Origin of the sequence: Niastella sp. OAS944 (assembly GCA_024809215.1) — a bacterium.
In the GTDB taxonomy this organism is placed as follows: domain Bacteria; phylum Bacteroidota; class Bacteroidia; order Chitinophagales; family Chitinophagaceae; genus Niastella.
This window is the reverse complement of record JANUBW010000003.1, coordinates 75,427-95,964: the sequence shown is the minus strand read 5'-3', so window position 1 is coordinate 95,964 and position 20,538 is coordinate 75,427. Positions and strand designations below refer to the sequence as shown.

The following is a 20,538-nucleotide window of genomic DNA, read 5'->3' as shown; positions in this document are numbered from 1 at the left end:
ATAAAGTAAGCATGGAAAACAAAACAGCTATCGACTTTCAGTTGGTCGATAAAGTGAATGCGGTGCTACAGCATATTAAAAGCACGTTTGTTGGTAAAGATGATATTATTGATTTGATGGGTATTTGTTTGGCCGGACGCGAAAACCTGTTTCTGCTTGGTCCGCCCGGTACGGCAAAAAGCGCCCTGGTGCGCGAACTGGCGCAACTGTTACAAGGAAAAACATTTGAATACCTGCTAACCCGGTTCACCGAACCCAATGAGCTGTTCGGGCCTTTTGATATTCGGCGTTTACGCGATGGCGACCTGGTAACCAATACTGAAGGCATGTTGCCCGAGGCGCATTTGATCTTTCTTGATGAATTATTGAATGCCAATAGCGCCATCCTTAATAGTTTGTTGATGGTGCTCAACGAGCGCATTTTTCGCCGTGGCCGCGAAACAAAGGACCTGCCCGCCCTGATGATCGTTGGCGCCAGTAACCACCTGCCACAGGAAGAAGCCCTGCAGGCATTGTTCGACCGGTTTTTGATCCGCGTGCGTTGCGATTATGTTGACCCGCATCATTTGAATGATGTATTGGATGCCGGTTGGTTATTAGAGCAAAAGAAGACCGCCGACCTGCCCGGTATTGAAACACAAGAAATACGCCAGCTGCAAAGTTTGATACCGTTGGTTGATATGCAGGATATACGGGCCAGCTATATTGATCTGATTGAAAAATTACGAAATGCCGGAGTACAGGTAAGCGATCGCCGTGCCGTGAAACTGCAACGGCTTATTGCTGCAAGTGCTATACTATGTAAGCGTACAAAAGCATACCGCAGCGATATGTGGGTATTGCGTTACATATGGGATACCGATGAACAACGCGAAGTGATTGCCGGTATAGTGAATGCCGCATTGCAGGAAGAAAAAGAAAAGGAGCAGCTTCATCCCCGGGCCTCCATTAACAGCACGCCCAATGCCGACGATATTTATAAAGAAGTAATGCAAATGACCCATCAGTGGAAGGATCCTGAAACTTCGGGCGCCGAGCGGTCGGTAATTAAAGACAGGTTGCGTTACCTTAACGGCCGTTGCGAATGGATAAAAAATGTTGATCAGCGGAATTATGTTTTAAAGCCAATTAACGAATTGTGGCAACAGATAATGCATGTAGAATGAAAGAGTTGATCATAGTACTTTCTATCGCCGATAAAGCGGCGCTGGGTTCTGTACGCTGCCTGCCCGGTTTACAGGCTGCCGAAGAAGATGGCTTTATTTGGGTACGTGGTATAAATGCTTTGGGTGATCTTGATCTGCGTATAAGACAATTACCCGGCTTACATACCTATACGCTGGATGTCGATAATAATTTATTTCCACCCGGCGGTTTAACCCCGGTGAGTAAATTAAAGCCACTGAAATGGGTACCTGTAGCTGAATATATAACAGTAAAGCTGCCGGTATCGGCCCTGCCCGGAAAAATTAATTTACAACATACCATCATGCTGAAACCTTCGGGCCGTTCGCAGGAAGGCAATGCCTTGCTTACCAGCCTGGCTACCTGGCAGCGCTATGCAGAAACGGCGCCCCTGGTGCGCTTACAACAAACCCGGTTTGCGGTTTCAGAAAAAAATAAAGTGTTGATCATAGGAACGCCTTTGCCGGCATTACCCGGAAAGGAATACGTGTTACAGGATACCTTGTTGTTGCCCTGTGGTTTTGAATTTGATCCACCCGCCATCAGCGAGTTGGTAATTGCCCGCCTCGACCCATCGAAAGGATCATTATTGCTTTTTGATACCGATGGCAGTTGGGAAATGATACCAAAGAATGCTTTTATGCCTTCAACAAGAAGCGCCATACGATTAACAAAAGGAGGGGGCTATGAGTGATCAAAGAAACAAAGTGGTTGGGTACTTTAAGCCTACGGCAAATTATTTCTGGCATTGGACAGAAGCCGGTTATGTTATTGAGTGGCTTAAAGGCGATACCATTTGTTACCGCGAAGACCTGGTAAATATTTTAAAAAAGCTGGCACCGGAGGGATGGCCTGCCCTGGGCTCTATATTACTTATATTGAGTGCGTGCCGGGAAAAGAGTGGTACTGCGGCTGCAGATCAGGGTGTGTTGTATAGCACGCTCCGGTTGCTCGATTTTTTTGAAAAGAACCGCGTAGCGTTACACGATTCAAAAAGTAATATGCTTGAAGGCATTCGCTTTTTGCAAAACGTGGCCGCATTACCGGTTGAGTTGCGTTCCGGTGCCGGCCGTACCTGGTTGCTCTATGTGATCTTCAAAGAGGCAAGGCCGAAGATCAGTTCAGAAGATACCGCCTATTTTATTAATGAATTTAACAGCGGTAAGCTGGATAGCACATTGTTCGATGAGCGTAATGCTTATCATATAACTACTTTTTTAAAATCACTTCATGTTGAGCATCTCTTTAGAGACGATATGGCCTGGTTGCAATGGGCGGCAGAAGTATTTCCAACCATGGCCGATCTGGAAACTGCCGTACGCACCGGTATGCCCAATGTGCCCGATGCCGCAGAAATAGAAGTACCCATACAGGAAACGGGCGACCTGCTTGAGCAACTGGCGCAAGACCCTGACACGGCTGGTTTGGCGCAATTGACGCACCACCTTATTGCAGCTTTAAATATTCCCATGCATGCGCATGGCAGCAGCGATCAGTTGTTTGGCGGGGTATCGGATATTACCAACCGCGGCAATTTCGACCGGCTGTTGTTGAGCGAACTGGCGCATGATGATCTGTCGCTTATGGCGCGTTTGGCCAATAACGAAGCATTGTACCTGCGCAGGGAAGAACTGCCTTCGAACCCCGAAAAGCAACGGATACTATTAATAGATACTACTATAAAAATGTGGGGACTGCCACGGGTGTTTGCCGTATCGGCAGCACTGGCATGTGCCCGTAACAATAAAGCAAAGGCACAAGTAGCATCCTATACTTTATTCGGGAACGATTTTAGGGGAATTGATCTTACTACAAAAGAAGGCGTAATTAACTCATTGGAGCAGCTGGATGCAGCCCTGCATTGCGGCCGGGGGCTTACCTCGTTTATGGATAAGGCAAAGCTTACGCAGGATGATGAAGTGTTTTTGATAACGGAGGAGGAAGCTGCGCATAATGTATTGTTCCAGTCAATAATGACTTCTTTAAAAAAGCCGGTGAATTTTTTAGTTACTGTAAACCGAAATGGACAATTACAATTCTATGAATATGTAAAGGGCCGCAGAAAATTATTGAGCGAAGCAAAGTTCGATCTGCAGGAGTTGTTGTTCAAGACAAAGACAAAAACAAAGACAGAGAAAGAGGTCCTACCGGTAAAGCCAAGCTTGCCAGGCCATTTACCAAGGTTCCTGCAGGAATATCCTTCGCCATTGTTCTTTCCGGCGGCAAAGATCAGGTTCTTTGCAGATTGTTTTTATGAGCTTGCACGCGACCATGTGGTTTGTATAACCCTGGACCAGCGGGTGTTGTATTGGGATAATAGGAAAAGGGGCGCGCGGGTGCTTATTGAATGTCTTGAACCCGGCCGTTTTTGCTTTGGTTCTACTGGTGTTTCAATGATCTATATACTGGTATATTCGGGAAGTGCAAAGGGTTGCCAGTTGTATAAGGCGAACCCCGGAAACGGTAACGTAGAAATCATTAAATTACCTGAAACAATTACCCTTGTTCCGGAAATGGCTTTTAGTGGGGGCCGGTTTTATATAAAAGCCAATGAGAAATTATATATAGTTGACACTGTTGCCGGTAATGTACTTCCTTATAATGACCTGTCTGCAAATTATAAAGCTATTGTAGAGGAGTATAAGAACAGGCCGGTGAACTTAAGTCATTTTAAAAAGGTGGTCAATGATGGTTACACTACCATCACTTCTGTGAAGGATGTGTATATAAATCACGACGGCGACCTGGCGTTCGATGACAGGCATATTGCATTGATGGAGCAAAGTGGATTGATCGTTATTAATCATAACAACAACAATAAAGACAAGAAAATGAAGGCCTGGAGCGCAAGAGAGGAAGAGGCGCCATCGTTGAAATTATCCAATACATACATTAAGTTCACGAAGTTTGTTTGGGACGATGGCAGTGAGGTGGTGGCAGATTCAAGAGGTTTTTTGCATTTGCGCAGCTCAGATAAAATGATACCTGAAATAACAATTGTTATGGTTATGGGTAAGCCAACAGCCTGCTGGGCGGCAGATGGCCGGGTTTGCGGCCCTGCTTATTTTACCGGGGTAGATAATGCCGAGAGCCGTGACGTAGAAGGATTTTATTACAATTATATTCAACGGTTTATTGATACCGTTATAAACTATGGAGCTAACACTAAAATATAATGAGCATGCAACCCATTCGTTGTATGCCGCTTTTATAAGGGGTAACAATCCTGCTATATGGCTGCAGGAAATGAATGCCTGGCAAATACCTTTAACGCAGCTGGTATGTTATATTATTTCGAATAACAATAATCCGGTTGATGCAGCAGGACTGTTTGTTATATTCAACAAAAAACAAACACCTGGTATTTTACAGGTAAAACAGCCATATACCGTAATGGGCGGTAAACTTTATATTCCCGTTGACGCTGAGTTAGCTCCTGCCATCAGCGAAAAAGAATTGCAGTCATTGTTGATGTGGGATTGCCAGGTATTTCACCCAACGCTTGGGTTTATTGGTTTTGAAAGAAAAGACCAGATTGCTTTGCCTGAGTTATTACAATACACGGAGCCAACAAATATCAATTGGGAATATGCGCATAAAGGTAATTCGCCCTTTATACCCCTGCATCAGATAAATGTGCAACAGCTTACGGCAGATGAGATCTTTGGATCTGAAAAAGGATCGGTCGGCAACAAACCGCTTACCGATATTCCAAAAGGGAATGATGTTCCCTCATTCCTCAATAATAAAATAGCTGAAGGGCTGTTAATAGGCGCTTTTTGGTTGTTACGCGGGTTGGGTAGTATTTTTTCAACATCAGGTGGTGTAGCAGGCAGCATAATGCTGCCATCGGGCGGTGGCGGAGGTATGGAGGGGGCTTCAGGGAGCAACGGCCCAGGGTTCTTTGGCAGGGCAATGAACTGGATGCAACAAAAGATAGAAGACCTGGAAAAGCAACGCGATAGTGAATTGAAGCGCCTGAGCGACATGTTTGCAAAGAATATGGATGAATTTTTACAATACGCTATTCCGTTAAGCAGTCCTTATATGAACAGGGGCACGGCTATGCCCGGTGGGCAATTGACAAAGAATTCTTCCCGGTTCAATTTGAGCAGTTTGGGCGGCGGGCAAGCAGTAGATGGCTGGAACATGGATAAATATTACAATGACCTACGCAGTAAATATTTGAACGCAGCGCGGCAGGCAATTGCCAATAAGGATTATAAGAAAGCCGCTTACGTATACGCGCATTTGCTGGGCGATTATGCCCTGGCCGCTAATGCCCTAAAGCAGGGAAAGCATTACAGGGAGGCCGCGTTATTATATAAAGAACACCTGAATAACCCCCAGCAGGCGGCAGAATGTTACAAAGAGGGCGGGCTGTATGTTGAAGCCATTGAAATATATACCGATTTGCAGGAATATGAAAAAGCCGGTGACCTTTACCTGGAGCTCGAACAACATAACAACGCAATGGCGTGTTTTGAAAAAGGTGTAAATAAGGCAAAAGAGAACAATGACTACCTCGAGCAATCACGGATAATAACAGATAAGATCGGTGACAGGCCGCGGGCTAAAAAAGTTTTGTTAGAAGGCTGGCACGATCCAAAACAACCCCAATCCTGCTTAAGGAAGTATTTTGACCTGGTGGCGGATGACAACAAAGGGCAGTTACACGAAGAGCTACAGCGCTTTTACACAAGCGATGATGTGAAAAGCAAAAAGCTGGCGTTTCTCCATGTTATCGATGATGTAAATAAGAAGTATAAAACAAATGAGCTGGAAAACACCTGCAGGCAAATTGCTTACGAGGTAGTGAGCGAAGAAGCAAGCGCAGGCCGTTTAAATAGTTTACATCATCTGAATTACTTTATATCAAACGATGAGTTGCTTTCGCCCGATTGTTACCGGTTCATACATACAACAAAAGATATTCCTGAGCAAAAGAACGGCAGCACCGACCTCAAGTTAATAAAAGATGTAACCTGGTTGAAAACACTTTCCTGGAAAAATCAGTTACTTGTATTTGGAAAAAAGACAACAGGCCTGGTGTTGGCAAGAGTTAGTGCCGATAAACATGTGGAAACCTTTAGCTGGAATGTTAATGTAGAGGAGAACTTTCAAATGGTGGCTTTAGCCGACCCTAATTGGAACAAACATATTGTGTTGTTTGCCGATGTGCCACTGGAAGAAAAAAAGTTGCCGGGTAATAAACACTTCCAGGATGAGTTAAGGGTTTATCAGCCGCAGTTCCTGCATGCGAATACCGTAGGTATAGGTATGGATAATGATTTCATAATTACGTTACATCATGAACATGAAGAGGCGTTTCTTAATACTTATACCCTTGCCGGTGAATTGATGGTGTCTGTACGTTGTTCATTTAAAGAACAGGAATACCGCGTTCCGCCTACCTATACCAATGAGTTGGTTCGGTGCAAGGACTTCTATTACCTGGCCTGCGATAATATGGTACTGCGTATTTCTGAATCGGGTGAAATTGATGTGCTGTTTTATTTGCAGGGGCTTATTAAGAAACTGGATGTGCATCATTATAATGGTGACTTTACAAGACTTGTTTTCTACTCCGGTTACCAGGTATTCGTTATAACTGCCGATGAGCAGGATTACAAGGCAGAACCTTGGGAAATTGGTGATGGTAATAGTTTGGTAAAAGATATTTTAATTCTTACCGTGAGCCAGTTTGTGGTAGCTTACGAGACGAAAGTGGTGGTGTATATTGAGGAAGAGAACGGGCCGCCCGAAATATTATGGCACCTTGATGTTGATAATGGCGTTGCTGCGATTTTCCGGGGTACAGAGCGAAACCAGTTGGGAATTGTGGAAAACAATGGCAGAATAACATTTCACGTGATAAACTAAGCGGGCGATTTCGGTGCCGGCACCATCTTCTTATTTACTTTCATTCTAAAATTATTACGCTTGCAATTATCCGAAGAACAAGTACTTGCCCTGGCGCCCGATGAGTCGTCGAAAAAATCGGGGAAAGAACTCTCTAATCCGGGCAAATGGGTAAGCAAAGGAGTGAATGAGCTCGCGCTTTGGGGCGAATGCCAGGGTAGCGGCAGTAAGCCATATCAAACCCAGGTTGATGTGGTGAATATGGCATTTAAGTGTAGCTGTCCCAGCCGTAAGTTTCCATGCAAACACGGTATTGGATTGCTGTTATTATATGCCCGTAATAAAAGTGATTTTACTGTAAATGAAATGCCGGCCTGGGTTTCGGAATGGATCACCAAACGAAACGAACGGCAGGAAAAACAGGCGGTACAAAAAGAAAAGCCGGTTGATGAAGCGGCACAGGCAAAACGCCGCCAGGCCCGCGAACAAAAAGTAGGCGATGGTATTGAAGAAGTATTGCAATGGATAAAAGATATTATTCGCAATGGTATCATCAGCATGCCCGAAAAAGGTAGTGGCTGGTTCGAGAACATGGCCCGCCGCATGGTTGATGCACAGGCGCCGGGCCTTGCCGGAATGATACGCAACCTGGGCGAAATAAACTTTTATCGCGATGGCTGGCAGACTGAGTTTATGGACCAGTTGTTGCGCCTGTACCTGGTTACTACAGGATTTAAAAATAATGACAACCTGCCGGCTTTATTACAACAGGACCTTCGCACCTGGATCGGCTTCACACAAAACCAGGAAGAGTTAAAAGAACAACCGGGTATAACCGATACCTGGCTGGTATTGGGCAAACAGGTTACCGAAGATGATAACCTTACTGTTGAGCGCAATTGGCTGTATGGAATTAAAAGCGATCAGTATGCGCTGGTGCTTCAATTCTTAGTACGTGGCCAGGGTGCGCAATTGGCGCTTACGCCCGGTTTGTTTGTTGAAGCAGAGCTGGTGTTCTATCCATCCGTTGCGCCTTTACGCGCCATTATAAAAAAACAGATCAATACAGAACAGGTACAACAATATAAAGGCTTTGCCAGCTGGCAACAGGTGGTAGAAGCCGAAGCTGCGTTTAGCAGTGTATTGCCTTTCCGCAGCGAACGGCCCTTTATTATTGAACAGGTAAAACCTGTTTTTTATGATCACCAATGGTGGCTGCAGGATAGCAACAATGCCATGATGAGCATCAGGACCGGATTTAAGCACATTTGGAAATTACTATCACTAAGCGGTGGTGATGCGCTTAACATGGCGGTAGTAGGGAAAGAAAAAGTGTTTGAGCCCTTTGGGGTTTGGTATCAGCAGGAGTACAAAATTTTATAACAGGAAGAGAGATCCTATTCAAATTGGGGGTTATGCAAACCTGGGAGCACATCATTCATACAGCCTTATTGGGCACCGATAAACGGCCGCCCGGCACTAACGAGTTGCCCGAAGCCTTGTCAGAAGCGGCAGCGTTGATACAGCAAAGTACAACCGATAAAGAAGAACAGTTTTTACAAATGGCTGCACTGCTGTTTAATTATCGTCAGTGCGGCACCATGCCCGTAAAAAAAGAAAATGTTACTATTGAAAAAGCCGGCGCAGAAGAAAAACAATATTGTTCACGCCTGGCCATGCAAACACTGAAAGATATACTCGATTCAGAAAGCAATTCACTGTTACAATTCTGGTTACAGCATTGCAGCGATAAAGAGCGCATTGTAGCGCCGGAATTTGTGCCCTTATTAATGAACATAGGTATACAACATAAAAAACTGCAAAACCTGGTAGTGGCCTGTTGTGGTAAACGGGGGGAATGGTTAAGCCGGTTCAACCCCGAATGGAATTTTTCAACAGCAACAACCGATGAAGAGTTATGGCTAACAGGTTCGCCCGAACAACGTAAAATGGTGCTGGAGCAAATACGAAAAACTGCGCCAGACACTGCCCGGGAATGGTTGATAAAGACCTGGCCGCAGGAAGATGCCGGTACCAAAATTGAGTTAATGCTATTACTGGGTATCAATATCGGCGCTGCAGATATTGAATTCCTCGAAAGCCTGGGGAAAGAGAAAAGCAAAAAGGTAAAGGAAATTGCGCTTTGGTTGTTAAAGCAAATACCCACATCATCGGTTGTAATGCAATATCAGCAGCTATTGCAACAATCAGTTACAGTTGGCCATAAGGGCGTGGAAATTCAAATGCCTGCCTTGGATGAAAGTATTTTAAAGACCGGCATCGATAAACTGAGCAACAGTAAAGATTATACCGATGATGAGTTTGTTGCTATGCAGCTTATGCAGGCCGTGCCACCCGGTTTTTGGGAAACACATTTGCAAAGCACACCCGATGTTATTATTAAAACCTGGCAAAAAGACGAAGCCGGTAAAAAGCTATTGCCTGCTATTGTTCAGGCGGTAGTGGCATTTAAAGACCAGCGCTGGGCAACGGCGTTTATGCAAAACAGCCATGTATTTTACATAGATATCATTCCGCTGTTGCCGGTAAAAGAGCAGGAGACTCACAGCATAAAGTTTATAAGCCAGTTTGCCGAGAATATAATTGAACATGCTATAAAGCGCGAAGATACCTGGAGCATCGATCTTACCCGCGCCATCTTTATTCATACGGCCCGAAGTGTTTATCAGTATAACCGCTCGTTTTACAGTCGCTATATTCATTGTATTCCCGTTGGTATTATTTCTGAACTTCCAAAATGTGCACCGGGTGAAGATCACCTGCGGGCAACCTGGAACAATACCAGCGAATACATAACTACCTTACTGAACTTAAAGAAACAAACCATACAATCCTTTAACGATTAAAATAGTACAACCATTATGTCTTCCTTATTACGTCAACACGCCGAACAGTTATATGCCCAGGAGTTGGAAGAGTTGCAAAAGCAGGATACGGGCAAGCGTCCCACAAATTGGAAGTTAACGCCACAATCGGTAGTTACCTACCTCATTGGTGGTAAATTGAAAAATGGCTTTGAAGTATCGCCCAAATACATTGGTAACAAACGGTTGATGGAAATAGCCGTTGCTACTTTAACAACCGACCGCGCATTGTTATTATATGGTTTGCCCGGTACTGCCAAAAGCTGGGTGAGCGAGCACTTGTCGGCAGCTGTTAGTGGCGATTCAACCATGATCGTTCAGGGAACTGCCGGCACCAGTGAAGAAGCCATTCGTTATGGCTGGAACTATGCCCGGCTGTTGGCGGAAGGCCCTTCACAGGGAGCACTGGTTGAAACGCCTGTTATGCGTGCTATGAAAGATGGTAAGATTGCTCGTATTGAAGAGCTTACCCGTATTGGCGCCGATGTACAGGATACGTTGATCACTATTTTGTCGGAAAAGACGCTGCCTGTACCTGAGTTGAATACCGAAGTACAGGCCGTAAAAGGATTTAATGTAATTGCCACTGCTAATAATCGCGATAAAGGTGTGAACGAATTATCGAGCGCCTTAAAGCGCCGGTTCAATACAGTTATTCTACCCGTGCCCGATTCAATGAACGAAGAAATTGATATCGTAAAACGCCGGGTAGAAAGTTTTGAAAAGGTAATGGAATTGCCCGCCGAGCCACCTGCGTTGGAAGAGATCCGTCGTATTGTGACCATCTTCCGCGAACTGCGCAGCGGTGTTACCCTCGATGGAAAAACAAAGATAAAAGTGCCCAGCGGTACATTAAGTACAGCTGAAGCTATTTCAGTAGTAAACAACGGACTGGCCATGGCCGCCTATTTTGGCGATGGTCAGTTAAAAGCTGCTGATCTTGCTGCAGGTATTATTGGTTCTGTGATAAAAGATCCTGTGCAGGATAAACTCGTTTGGCAGGAGTACCTCGAAACAGTGGTAAAGCCAAGAGATGAATGGAAAGATATCTATAGAGCATGCCGGGATTTGATGTAGGAGAAGCTGATATTTATTTGAGTGCTCGAATGTAGCGAGTCACACTCACCACTCACCACTCACCATTCACTATTGACCATGATTCACATACTAGGCATACGGCACCACGGTCCCGGTTCGGCAAAGAATGTAATGGAGTTTCTGGAAAAGGTAAAGCCCGACATAGTATTGGTAGAAGGGCCGCCCGAAGCAGATCCTTTGCTGCAATGGGTAAACCATGCGGAACTGAAACCGCCGGTAGCCATATTGGTGTATCAGCCCGAAGATCCGCAGCAGTCATCGTTCTACCCCTTTGCTGAATTCTCACCCGAATGGCAGGCCATAGCATATGCCCGCAAGAACAACATACATGTGCGGTTTATGGACCTTCCCATAGGCCATCATATAGCGCTGGAGAAAGAAGCGATTGAAAGAGTGAAGAAAGAGGAAGAGGAAAGAAAAGCCCGGGAAGGCGAACAACCGGGCGCAGCCGCTCCATCAGTTAATAATTATTCAATAAAGAATAACGAAGTAGTAGAAGTGCTGCCCATAAGGAAAGATCCTATTTCATGGCTGGCAGAAGCCGCCGGTTACGACGATGGCGAAAAATGGTGGGAGCATATGTTCGAGCATCGCCATGGTAATGAGCAGGTGTTTGACGCAGTGACCGAAGCCATGCAGGTGCTACGGGAGGAGTTTGCACAAAAAGAAACGCACACCGAAAGGTTGCGCGAAGCCTGGATGCGAAAGACCATCAGACAGGCGGAGAAAGAAATGTTCCAGACCATTGCGGTGATCTGTGGCGCCTGGCACGCACCTGCATTGGTGAATATGCCAAAAGCAAAAGACGATAGCGATCTGTTGAAAGGCTTACCAAAGGTAAAAGTAGAATGCACATGGATACCCTGGACGTTTAGCCGGCTTAGTTATTACAGTGGCTATGGCGCCGGTATAGAGTCGCCCGGTTGGTACGATCATATTTGGCGTTACCCAAAAGATGATGGCTCCCGCTGGATGGCAAAAGTGGCCCAGCTGTTCAGGAAAAAAGAAATGGATACTTCGGTGGCCCATGTAATTGAAGCCGTTCGCCTGGCCGAAGCGTTGGCCAGTATGCGCAATTTATACAAAGCAGGATTAGAAGAATTGAATGAAGCTACCAAGACCGTGCTGTGTAATGGCGAAGATATTTTAATGAAGCTGATACACGATGAGCTCATAGTAAGCAATCGCATTGGGGAGGTGCCTGCCGAAATACCAAAACCACCTTTACAGCTCGATATAGAAAGAATACAAAAGCGCTTACGATTACCCGCCACGGCCGATTGGAAAGATTACACGCTCGACCTGCGTAAGGAGAACGACCTGGAGCGAAGTATTTTCTTACACCGCTTACAATTGCTCGAAATAAAATGGGGCAACAGGCAGGATGTAAGTGGCAAAGGCACCTTTAAAGAAATGTGGCGGCTGCAGTGGGACCCCGAACTGTCGATAAACATTATTGAAAAAGGTAGCTGGGGCAATACGGTAGCTGAAGCCGCTGAAAAATTTGTAATACAAAAAGCCAAAGAAGCAGATGCATTAAGCAAAGTAAGCACCCTGCTCCAGGAAACCATACCCGCCGAATTACATAAGGCGGTAGAGGTATGTATACAATGCATCAATAACCTGGCTGCCGCCAGTGGTGATGTAATACAGTTGATGGAAGTTGTGCCCGGTTTGGTACAGGCCAGCCGCTACGGCAGTGTGCGAAAAACTGATGCCGACCTGGTACTGGGTATTGTGAACAGCATGCTTACCCGTATTTGTGTAAGCCTGCCAACAGCCTGCACCTCGGTAAGTGATGATGCCGCGCAAAAACTGCTCGATCTTTTCTTTAAACTCAACGATGCGGTAAATGTATTGCAACAGGCCGACATCACAAGTCTATGGCAGCAAACACTGCAATCGATCGCTGCGGCCGGCAATGCCTCGCCTATGATCGCAGGTTATGCAACCCGCCTGTTGGCCGACTATAAATTACTGGAAGGTGATGAGCTGGTGCGCGTATTTCATTATTCCATGAGTGCCGGTACGCCGCCCGATAAAGCAGCTTCCTGGCTCGAAGGGTTTTTGAAAGGCAGCGGCACCATTCTTTTAATTGATAACGATCTGTGGAACCTGGTGAATAACTGGGTTGATACATTAGGTGAAGAAACCTTCACAAGAGTACTGCCTTTGTTGCGCAGAACGTTTGCCAGTTTTTCAAGCCCCGAAAGAAAAAAGCTGGGCGAGAAAGTGAAGAACGGCGGTGGTAGTTCAGGTATTAAATCTTCAGTAGAGATTACCATCGATGAGGAAAGGGCAAAACAGGGTATACCGGTTATTCTACAATTGTTAGGTATTAAAAATTAAACAATGATCAACGACGAACAACATAAACGCAAATGGCGATTGATACTGGGCGGTCAGCAAAATGAAGGCACCGGTGTTACATTGAATGAGCGTGATATGCAAATGGATAAAACACTGGAAGCGCTATACGATAGCGATCGTCAGGGTGGCCTCGGACCTTCATCGCCCAATGTGGCGCGCTGGCTGGGCGATATACGCACCTTCTTTCCATCGTCTATAGTACAGGTAATGCAGCAGGATGCATTGAAACGGCTGAACCTTACCCAAATGTTGTTTGAAAAAGAAATGCTCGAGAATGTAGAGCCCGATGTACACCTGGTGGCCACGTTAATGACGCTGAGCAAAGTAATACCCGATAAAACAAAAGACACGGCCCGCCTGGTAGTACGCAAGGTGGTAGATGAATTAATACGCAAGCTGTCGCAGCCAACGCAACAGGCTATTGTTGGCAGTTTGAACCGCAGCGCACGTAATCGCCGGCCAAGGCATAATGAAATAAACTGGCATGCTACCATCTTAAAGAACCTGAAGCATTATCAACCCGAATACAAAACGATTGTACCTGAAACAAGGATAGGCTATGGCCGTAAACGTAATTCATTAAAAGATGTAGTGCTGTGTATAGATCAAAGCGGATCGATGGGCACTTCTGTTGTTTACTCAGGCATTTTCGGTTCGGTGATGGCATCTATACCGGCCATAAAAACCAAAATGGTGGTGTTTGATACGGCTGTAACCGACCTTACCGAAGAGCTCACCGACCCCGTTGAATTACTGTTTGGTGTGCAATTAGGAGGCGGAACAGATATCAATCTTGCCCTTACTTATTGCAAACAAATTATCACCAAACCAAACGATACAGTGCTGGTACTCATCACCGACCTATATGAAGGCGGCAGTGTGGAAGGTATGCGCAAACGCGCTGTAGAGCTGGTGGCAGCCGGTGTGCAGGTGGTGGTGCTGCTTGCACTGAATGATGAAGGCGCGCCGTTCTATGACCATAGCAATGCACAATTTTTATCAAACCTTGGCATACCCGTATTTGCCTGTACACCCGATAAATTCCCCGATCTTATGGCTGCTGCATTAAGCAAACAGGATATTGGCCTGTGGGCTGCTAAGGAAGATATGGTGTTGAAGAAGTGATGTAATTATAAGTTATAAAATCCAAATTCTACATAATCCCTATGCCCTTTACCCGTGAGCAACTGGACCCTCTATACGATACGTTTTATTATAAGGAATTTCTGGAACCCAATTTTTCGCTGTCCTATCAATATCTCTCTGGTAAATTAAAGCAGCTACCGGTGTTTGTTGAATTAACGTATAACTATGAGTTTCATAAGTTGTACGATCTGGCGTTGTTGCCAGGTATATCACCGGAAGACGAAGCGCTGGTTTTTTCATTGTTGAGCAGTGCGCATATTTTACACCATATAAGATATTCAATATTCGAACAGGAATTTAAGCCATTGATAAAAAGCAATGATCAGGCTGCGCTGGACCGGGCCCTGGGCGTAATGAACAAACTTAGTGTTGCCGATGAGGAGATACTTCAATGGCATTTTAAAAAATGGAATTATAGTAAAGAAGATATTCTTACCGGATCGTGGCCCGTGGTGAATTTTCTGCATGCCTGCATTTTGAAAATGCCCGATGACAAATTAGATGAGTTAATGTACCTGCCGCATTGGGGAAGTTTTGATTCGCAGGTGTTCTATTTTTTATACCGTAACCGGAGAGAAAAAGCGAATGAGTATATTGATAACAGGATAAGTAATGAAGAAAGGATCAATTGGAGTATAATGGCTACCCTGTTGGACCTGGATAATGACCAGTATGTGCCAAAATGTTTGGAGCTCATTGATAATTGCCGGGACAGAAAAGATATGTTGTGGGCGTTTTTTTCCTATTTGCAGTTTAATGATTTTGTAAAGGAAAAAAATATAAAAGAACTGCTGATCAGGTCTGAAGAATACTTTGAGCACTGTATAAATGATATAAGCCAGCACTGTTTGCACTTTTCTTCACGTGTTTATGATATGGGTTTACATAACGGGGTTTTTATGCCGTTACATGCCTGGGCCGTGTATTTTACATTAATGAACGATGAAGCCAAAGGGAAAGAGATGCTTGAGCGATTGCTGGCAAAGCGTGTGGCTTTAAAAGAAGATGTGTTGGTAATGCTGCAGCATGTGCTGGGCTTAGACGCGATTCCCTATGTATTGGCCGCCGTTTTTCAAAAAGATGATGATAAAAACGATGAGCGTACAAGGGTAGAATATATTTTTAACGAGCTGGCCGATTATAAGGGCCGGTATGAGATGAATGTTTTATGGCAGTTTGATAAGTATGAGAATAAAGAAACGCTGGAAAATGTAATTAAATTTCTGGTTAAAGAGGATAGTTTGGTAATAGAAAGAGCAGTAAAAGCCATTAGCCATAAAAATAAAGTAATACGTCTCACGGCCGTTCGTATTCTAATGGCCCTGGATGCACCGGAAGCAATAACCGTTCTAAAAAGTGCTCTTGAAAAAGAAAAGGACGATGCAGTCCGTGATCTTATGTGGCAGATATGTGCATGGGAAACGGTAGCGCCTGTTACTGAAGCAATGGTGAGCACAATGGTAGAATCGGCTAACAAACGTGGCAAGTTGAAAAAGGCTGTAATACCCGGGCTCGATGAAACTACGTTGCCTGCATTGTATTTTCAAGGTGGTCGAAAGCTGACCGGGGAAGAAGTGCGGTTTATTTTATACCGCATGACGCGCGCCAATGGCATGAATATAGATGCAGAAATAAAACCTGTACTGCAGCTAATAGATCGGGTGAGAGCAGCCGATTTTGCAAAAGCCGTGTTTAAGGTTTTTGAAGATAAACGGTTCAAGGAAAAAGACAGGTTCCTTTTACTACTGGCTGCTTTTTTCGGTAACGATGATATGGTTAGTAAGTTCTGCGTTGCTATTAATAAATGGATAACACGCAACCGAAGGGCCATGTGTGTGTACGGTATTGAAGCGCTTGCCATACAGGGAAGCAATAAGGCATTGCGTTGGATTGAATGGTATGCAAGAAAATACCGTACTAAAAAAGAATATCTTAGCGAAGCTGCTAATAAAGCGCTTGCCGATGCATCCCAAACGCTGGGTTTAACCACGCATGAAATGGGTGACCGCATTGTGCCCGACTTCGGATTTGAACGATTGTTTAAACACTTTACGGTAAATGGCGAAGCGTACCGCGCCTTTATTGACAGCAAATTCAAACTGGCTTATTTTGATGATGACAACAGGAGTCTGAAATCAATGCCTGCCGGCACTGATAAAAAGCTGGCTGCCGAATTTAAAACCATTGCCAAAGAAGTACGGGATGTAGTAAAAGCGCAATCTTCGAGGCTGGAGCATTACTTGGTAGTGGAACGCAAATGGACTTTTGAAGAGTGGAAGCCCTTCTTTTTAAATAACCCTATTATGTTTATTTACGCTACCAAATTGTTGTGGGGCGTTTATGACAAGGGTGGCCAACTGGTAAGTTGTTTCATTTGCCAGGAAGACACAACGTTGATTAATAAAGAAGGCAATGAAATAGAAGTTCCGGAACAATATAATATCGGTATTGTTCATCCCGTGTTGTTGTCGGCAGAAGACCTGCACGCCTGGAGGCGGCAGTTTTTTGACCTGTCAATAGAACCTGTATTTCCTCAATTAGAACGGCCAGCCTATAAAGTTGCCGAAAAAGACCGCGCAAAACGGGTCGTACAAAACTTTGGCGATGTACCCACCCTGACGGGATATATAAAGAATACCCTGGCAGAATATGGCTGGCAGATAGGCGAGCCGGGACATGACAATGAATTATGCGAATTTCTTAAATTAGATCATACAAACTCATTTGAAGTAACACTTGAGGTGGATGGCGGCTATGTTAATAGCTATGATAAGGAAACAAAACTGGAGAAACTGTATTTTGTCGATAAAACGGTTGAACCCTATGGCCGAGACAATCCATTGACCGACCAGGATGAATACCTTGTGCAACTGGGCAAGGTGCCGATTGTATTTTATTCTGAAGTAGTGGCGTCCATTAAGGCCATTAAAATGGTTGGCTCAAAAGATGATTCGCAAAAGAAATAGCTGAAGAAGTAATACTTTTAATTATAAAACTTATCTGAAATAATATCATGGCCTTTACCCCAGAACAGTTACATCCTGTATTTGCGAAATTGGCAGATTGGCAAAGTATTATGGAACCTAATTATTCCATGGCATATGATTACCTCTCAGGCAAAATAAACCAGCTACCCGTTTTTGTAGCCAACCATAGTAATTGGTCGTTTAAAGACCTGTATACATTAGCCCAACAGCCAGGCCTCACGCCTGAGAATGATGCATTGCTCTTTTCATTTTTTACCTGTCAGCCTATTTATAATGACGTGCGGTATGGTATCGCTAAAATGATATTTACTCCGGTATTAAAGACAAAAGATCAGCATGTTTTTGACAAAGCACAGGCCGAAGCCGCCAGGTATTCATTTAGCAATGATGAGTTGTTCTTTTTGCTGATCAATCTTTGGGTTGGTTCAGAAGAAGAATTAATGACCGGATCATCTCCTGTGTTGGACTTTATGCACAAGCAATTGTCTAAAATGGATGAGGCGACTATTAATGATGCTATTAAGATAACGGCGTATTCGCCTTTCAATACCCGCTTATTTTATTTTTTATACCGTGATAGAAAAGATAAAGCATATGCGTATGCCGAGAACCACATTAAATATGATCTTAGGACCTCGCATGCCAACCAGGATATATTGAAAATGTTGCTGCAAACGGACTTTGAGCAGTTTGGCCCTAAGATACTTGCAGTTGTCGAATGGTATCGTGATAAAGAATTGTTCCATGCCGGTTTTCGTACCTATTTTATTTATAGCGAGTGTGCCCCGGTAAAAGATACAAGGGAACTTATAAACTGGTCGGAGCAATACATTACCGATTATTTAAAAAAGCCTGAAGAACATCATGGTGGCTTTTCATCTGTCGTTTATAATATGGGATATGAGCATCCGGCGCATGGGTTTTATATGCCGGCATACGGATGGGCCTTATATTTTATATTAACAGATAACGAATTGCTGGGGAAGGGATTGCTTGGAGAATTAGCGCAGCAAGGTAAGGCCATTCATTATAACGTATTAAGAATGTTGAGGCATGTGTTGGAAGCAGACGCCATTCCCTATATGTTGAAAGCTGTTTATGAAAGGGATGATAACAGGTTTAATGAAGAAGACAGGTTGAAATTCATATTCGATCAGCTGGCTGCTTTCAAAGATCAGTATGATATAAATGTTTTATGGAAGTTTGGCAAATACGCAAATAAACAGGCCGAGAGCGGTGTGATACAGTTTCTGGTAGAACACGATAGTGAGGTGGTGGCGAAAGCCATTAATACAATGGATGATAAAAAGAAAGAAAAGCGCCTCATGGCTGCCCGTATTTTATTAGCGCTCGATGCGCCGGAAGCTATGGAAGCACTTCAGCGCGCACTTGAAAAAGAAACGGATGATGAAACCCGCGATCTTATTTGGCAAATATGTGGGCAGCAAATAACCACGCCGGTTACCGAAGAAACCGTAGCTGCCATGGTTGAAAGCGCCAGGAAACGGGGCAAATTGAAAAAGCCGGTATTTACCTGGCTCGATGAAGCCACTTTGCCTGCATTGTATTTTAGATCTGGCCGCCCCTTAACTGCCGATGAATTGCGGTTTGTATTATACCGTATGTCAAAGGCAAAAGGTATGCGTACCGATGCAGAAATAAAACCCGTACTGCAAGTGATAGATAAAGAAAGATCGGGTGATTTTGCAAAGGCGGTATACAAAGAATTTGATGAAAAAGGGTTTGATGCGAAATTCAAGTTCCTGTTGTTATTGGCTGCTGTTTTTGGTAACGACGAAATGGTAAACAAGTTTTGCACTGGCATTAATAAATGGATTGAAACCAATCGTAAAGTGATGTGCGAATACGGCGTTGAAGCGCTGGCGTTACAGGGGAGCAATAAGGCATTGCGTTGGATTGAATGGTATTCGCGTAAATTCAGAAGTAAAAAAGCATACATCAGCGAAGCTGCCGAAAAGGCGCTTACTGCCGCGGCAGAAGAACTGGAAATATCTATTCATGAACTGGGCGATAGAATTGTTCCCGATTTTGGTTTTGAGGGATTGTTCAAACACTTTACAATAAATGGTGAAGAATACCGCGCATTTATTGACAGTAATTTCAAACTGGCTTATTTTAATGAAGACAATAAGAAACTAAAATCAATTCCTTCGGCAGCAGATAAAGATCTGGTGGCTGAGTTTAAAACTATTGCCAAAGAAGTGCGCGATGTGGTAAAAGCACAATCGTCACGGCTTGAACATTACCTGGTAGTGCAACGCAAATGGGCTTTTGAAGAATGGCAGCAGTTCTTTTTAAACAATCCCATCATGTTCATTTATGCTACCAAATTGTTGTGGGGAATTTATGATAATGAAAGTAAGCTGGTAAGCTGTTTTATTTGCCAGGAAGATACCACACTGGTTGATAAAGAAGGTAATGAAATAGAAACGCCGGAAGGTTCTTTCATCGGTATTGTACATCCTATTTCGTTAACGGCTGAAGACTTACAAGTCTGGAAGCGACAGTTTTTTGATCTTTCTATAGAGCCCGTTTTCCCTCAACTTGAACGGCCGGTATATTTTGTAGCCGAAGAAGACAAAGCAAAACGGGTGGTGCAAACATTTGTGGATGTGCCCTCTGATTCGGGTTCAATAAAAAATACGCTTGATAAATATGGATGGCGCAAGGTTGTTGGTGATGGTGGCTTTATTGATGCTTTCCACTATTTAGATCGGGCCAGTAAAATAGAGGCTGAACTTGAAGTGGAAGATGTTTTGGTATATGGCTTTGATGATGAGGCCACCCTGGGTAAGCTGTTTTTTGTTGATACTACTGTAAAAAGCGCCTATAAGGCTGGAGTTACCAATACAGAGCTGGATGATCGGCTTATTCAGCTTGGAAAGTTATCGCCGGTATTTTATAGTGAAGTAGTGGCGGCGGTAAAAGCCATTAAGGTAAAGGAAAAGAACGAAGCATAAAAAGAGAACCCCTCCGCAGTTGGC

Annotated in this window: 11 protein-coding genes; all 11 read left to right on the top strand. The window is 44.2% G+C overall.

What is annotated here, in order from left to right; all coding sequences use genetic code 11:
- Positions 1-11: 11 nt before the first annotated feature.
- The 11 genes from GGD38_RS14960 (at position 12) to GGD38_RS14910 (ending at position 20,514) form a co-directional block, all read left to right on the top strand.
- The gene (locus GGD38_RS14960) at positions 12-1,166 is read left to right on the top strand and encodes an AAA family ATPase (RefSeq protein WP_375297048.1); all 1,155 of its coding nucleotides are present in this window, start codon (positions 12-14) and stop codon (positions 1,164-1,166) included.
- A complete protein-coding gene (locus GGD38_RS14955) occupies positions 1,163-1,879 on the top strand; it encodes a hypothetical protein (protein ID WP_375297047.1) in 717 nt (238 codons plus the stop codon). Before GGD38_RS14960 ends, GGD38_RS14955 begins: the two co-directional genes overlap by 4 nt.
- The gene (locus tag GGD38_RS14950) at positions 1,872-4,361 is read left to right on the top strand and encodes a hypothetical protein (RefSeq protein ID WP_375297046.1); all 2,490 of its coding nucleotides are present in this window, start codon (positions 1,872-1,874) and stop codon (positions 4,359-4,361) included. Before GGD38_RS14955 ends, GGD38_RS14950 begins: the two co-directional genes overlap by 8 nt.
- Positions 4,339-7,068, top strand: a complete 2,730-nt coding sequence (locus GGD38_RS14945; RefSeq protein WP_375297045.1) for a hypothetical protein — start codon at positions 4,339-4,341, stop codon at positions 7,066-7,068. The genes GGD38_RS14950 and GGD38_RS14945 overlap by 23 nt, the downstream gene beginning before the upstream one ends.
- 60 nt (positions 7,069-7,128) lie before the next feature.
- Complete coding sequence (locus GGD38_RS14940) at positions 7,129-8,430, top strand: SWIM zinc finger domain-containing protein (RefSeq protein ID WP_375297044.1); 1,302 nt, start codon at positions 7,129-7,131, stop codon at positions 8,428-8,430.
- Positions 8,431-8,462: 32 nt separating this feature from the next.
- Entirely contained in the window at positions 8,463-9,914 is a 1,452-nt protein-coding gene (locus GGD38_RS14935; RefSeq protein WP_375297043.1) for a DUF5691 domain-containing protein, read from the top strand.
- A 15-nt stretch (positions 9,915-9,929) separates the two neighbouring features.
- The gene (locus GGD38_RS14930) at positions 9,930-11,009 is read left to right on the top strand and encodes an AAA family ATPase (RefSeq protein ID WP_375297042.1); all 1,080 of its coding nucleotides are present in this window, start codon (positions 9,930-9,932) and stop codon (positions 11,007-11,009) included.
- Positions 11,010-11,087: 78 nt separating this feature from the next.
- Complete coding sequence (locus GGD38_RS14925) at positions 11,088-13,379, top strand: DUF5682 family protein (protein WP_375297041.1); 2,292 nt, start codon at positions 11,088-11,090, stop codon at positions 13,377-13,379.
- A gap of 3 nt (positions 13,380-13,382) precedes the next feature.
- Positions 13,383-14,525 (top strand): VWA domain-containing protein, encoded by a 1,143-nt coding sequence (locus GGD38_RS14920; protein ID WP_375297040.1) that lies wholly within the window; start codon positions 13,383-13,385, stop codon positions 14,523-14,525.
- A 41-nt stretch (positions 14,526-14,566) separates the two neighbouring features.
- Positions 14,567-17,512 (top strand): DUF4132 domain-containing protein, encoded by a 2,946-nt coding sequence (locus GGD38_RS14915; protein ID WP_375297039.1) that lies wholly within the window; start codon positions 14,567-14,569, stop codon positions 17,510-17,512.
- Between the two features lie 47 nt (positions 17,513-17,559).
- On the top strand, positions 17,560-20,514 hold the full coding sequence (locus GGD38_RS14910) for a DUF4132 domain-containing protein (RefSeq protein ID WP_375303841.1): 2,955 nt from the start codon (positions 17,560-17,562) through the stop codon (positions 20,512-20,514).
- The last annotated feature ends 24 nt before the right edge of the window (positions 20,515-20,538 follow it).

Excerpts from the sequence above, each read along its gene's own strand:
- GGD38_RS14910 (WP_375303841.1), top strand. The coding sequence starts at position 17,560 with ATGGCCTTTACCCCAGAACAGTTACATCCTGTATTTGCGAAATTGGCA.
- GGD38_RS14920 (WP_375297040.1), top strand. The coding sequence starts at position 13,383 with ATGATCAACGACGAACAACATAAACGCAAATGGCGATTGATACTGGGC.
- GGD38_RS14955 (WP_375297047.1), top strand. The coding sequence starts at position 1,163 with ATGAAAGAGTTGATCATAGTACTTTCTATCGCCGATAAAGCGGCGCTG.
- GGD38_RS14915 (WP_375297039.1), top strand. The coding sequence starts at position 14,567 with ATGCCCTTTACCCGTGAGCAACTGGACCCTCTATACGATACGTTTTAT.
- GGD38_RS14960 (WP_375297048.1), top strand. The coding sequence starts at position 12 with ATGGAAAACAAAACAGCTATCGACTTTCAGTTGGTCGATAAAGTGAAT.
- GGD38_RS14950 (WP_375297046.1), top strand. The coding sequence starts at position 1,872 with ATGAGTGATCAAAGAAACAAAGTGGTTGGGTACTTTAAGCCTACGGCA.
- GGD38_RS14945 (WP_375297045.1), top strand. The coding sequence starts at position 4,339 with ATGGAGCTAACACTAAAATATAATGAGCATGCAACCCATTCGTTGTAT.
- GGD38_RS14930 (WP_375297042.1), top strand. The coding sequence starts at position 9,930 with ATGTCTTCCTTATTACGTCAACACGCCGAACAGTTATATGCCCAGGAG.
- GGD38_RS14935 (WP_375297043.1), top strand. The coding sequence starts at position 8,463 with ATGCAAACCTGGGAGCACATCATTCATACAGCCTTATTGGGCACCGAT.
- GGD38_RS14925 (WP_375297041.1), top strand. The coding sequence starts at position 11,088 with ATGATTCACATACTAGGCATACGGCACCACGGTCCCGGTTCGGCAAAG.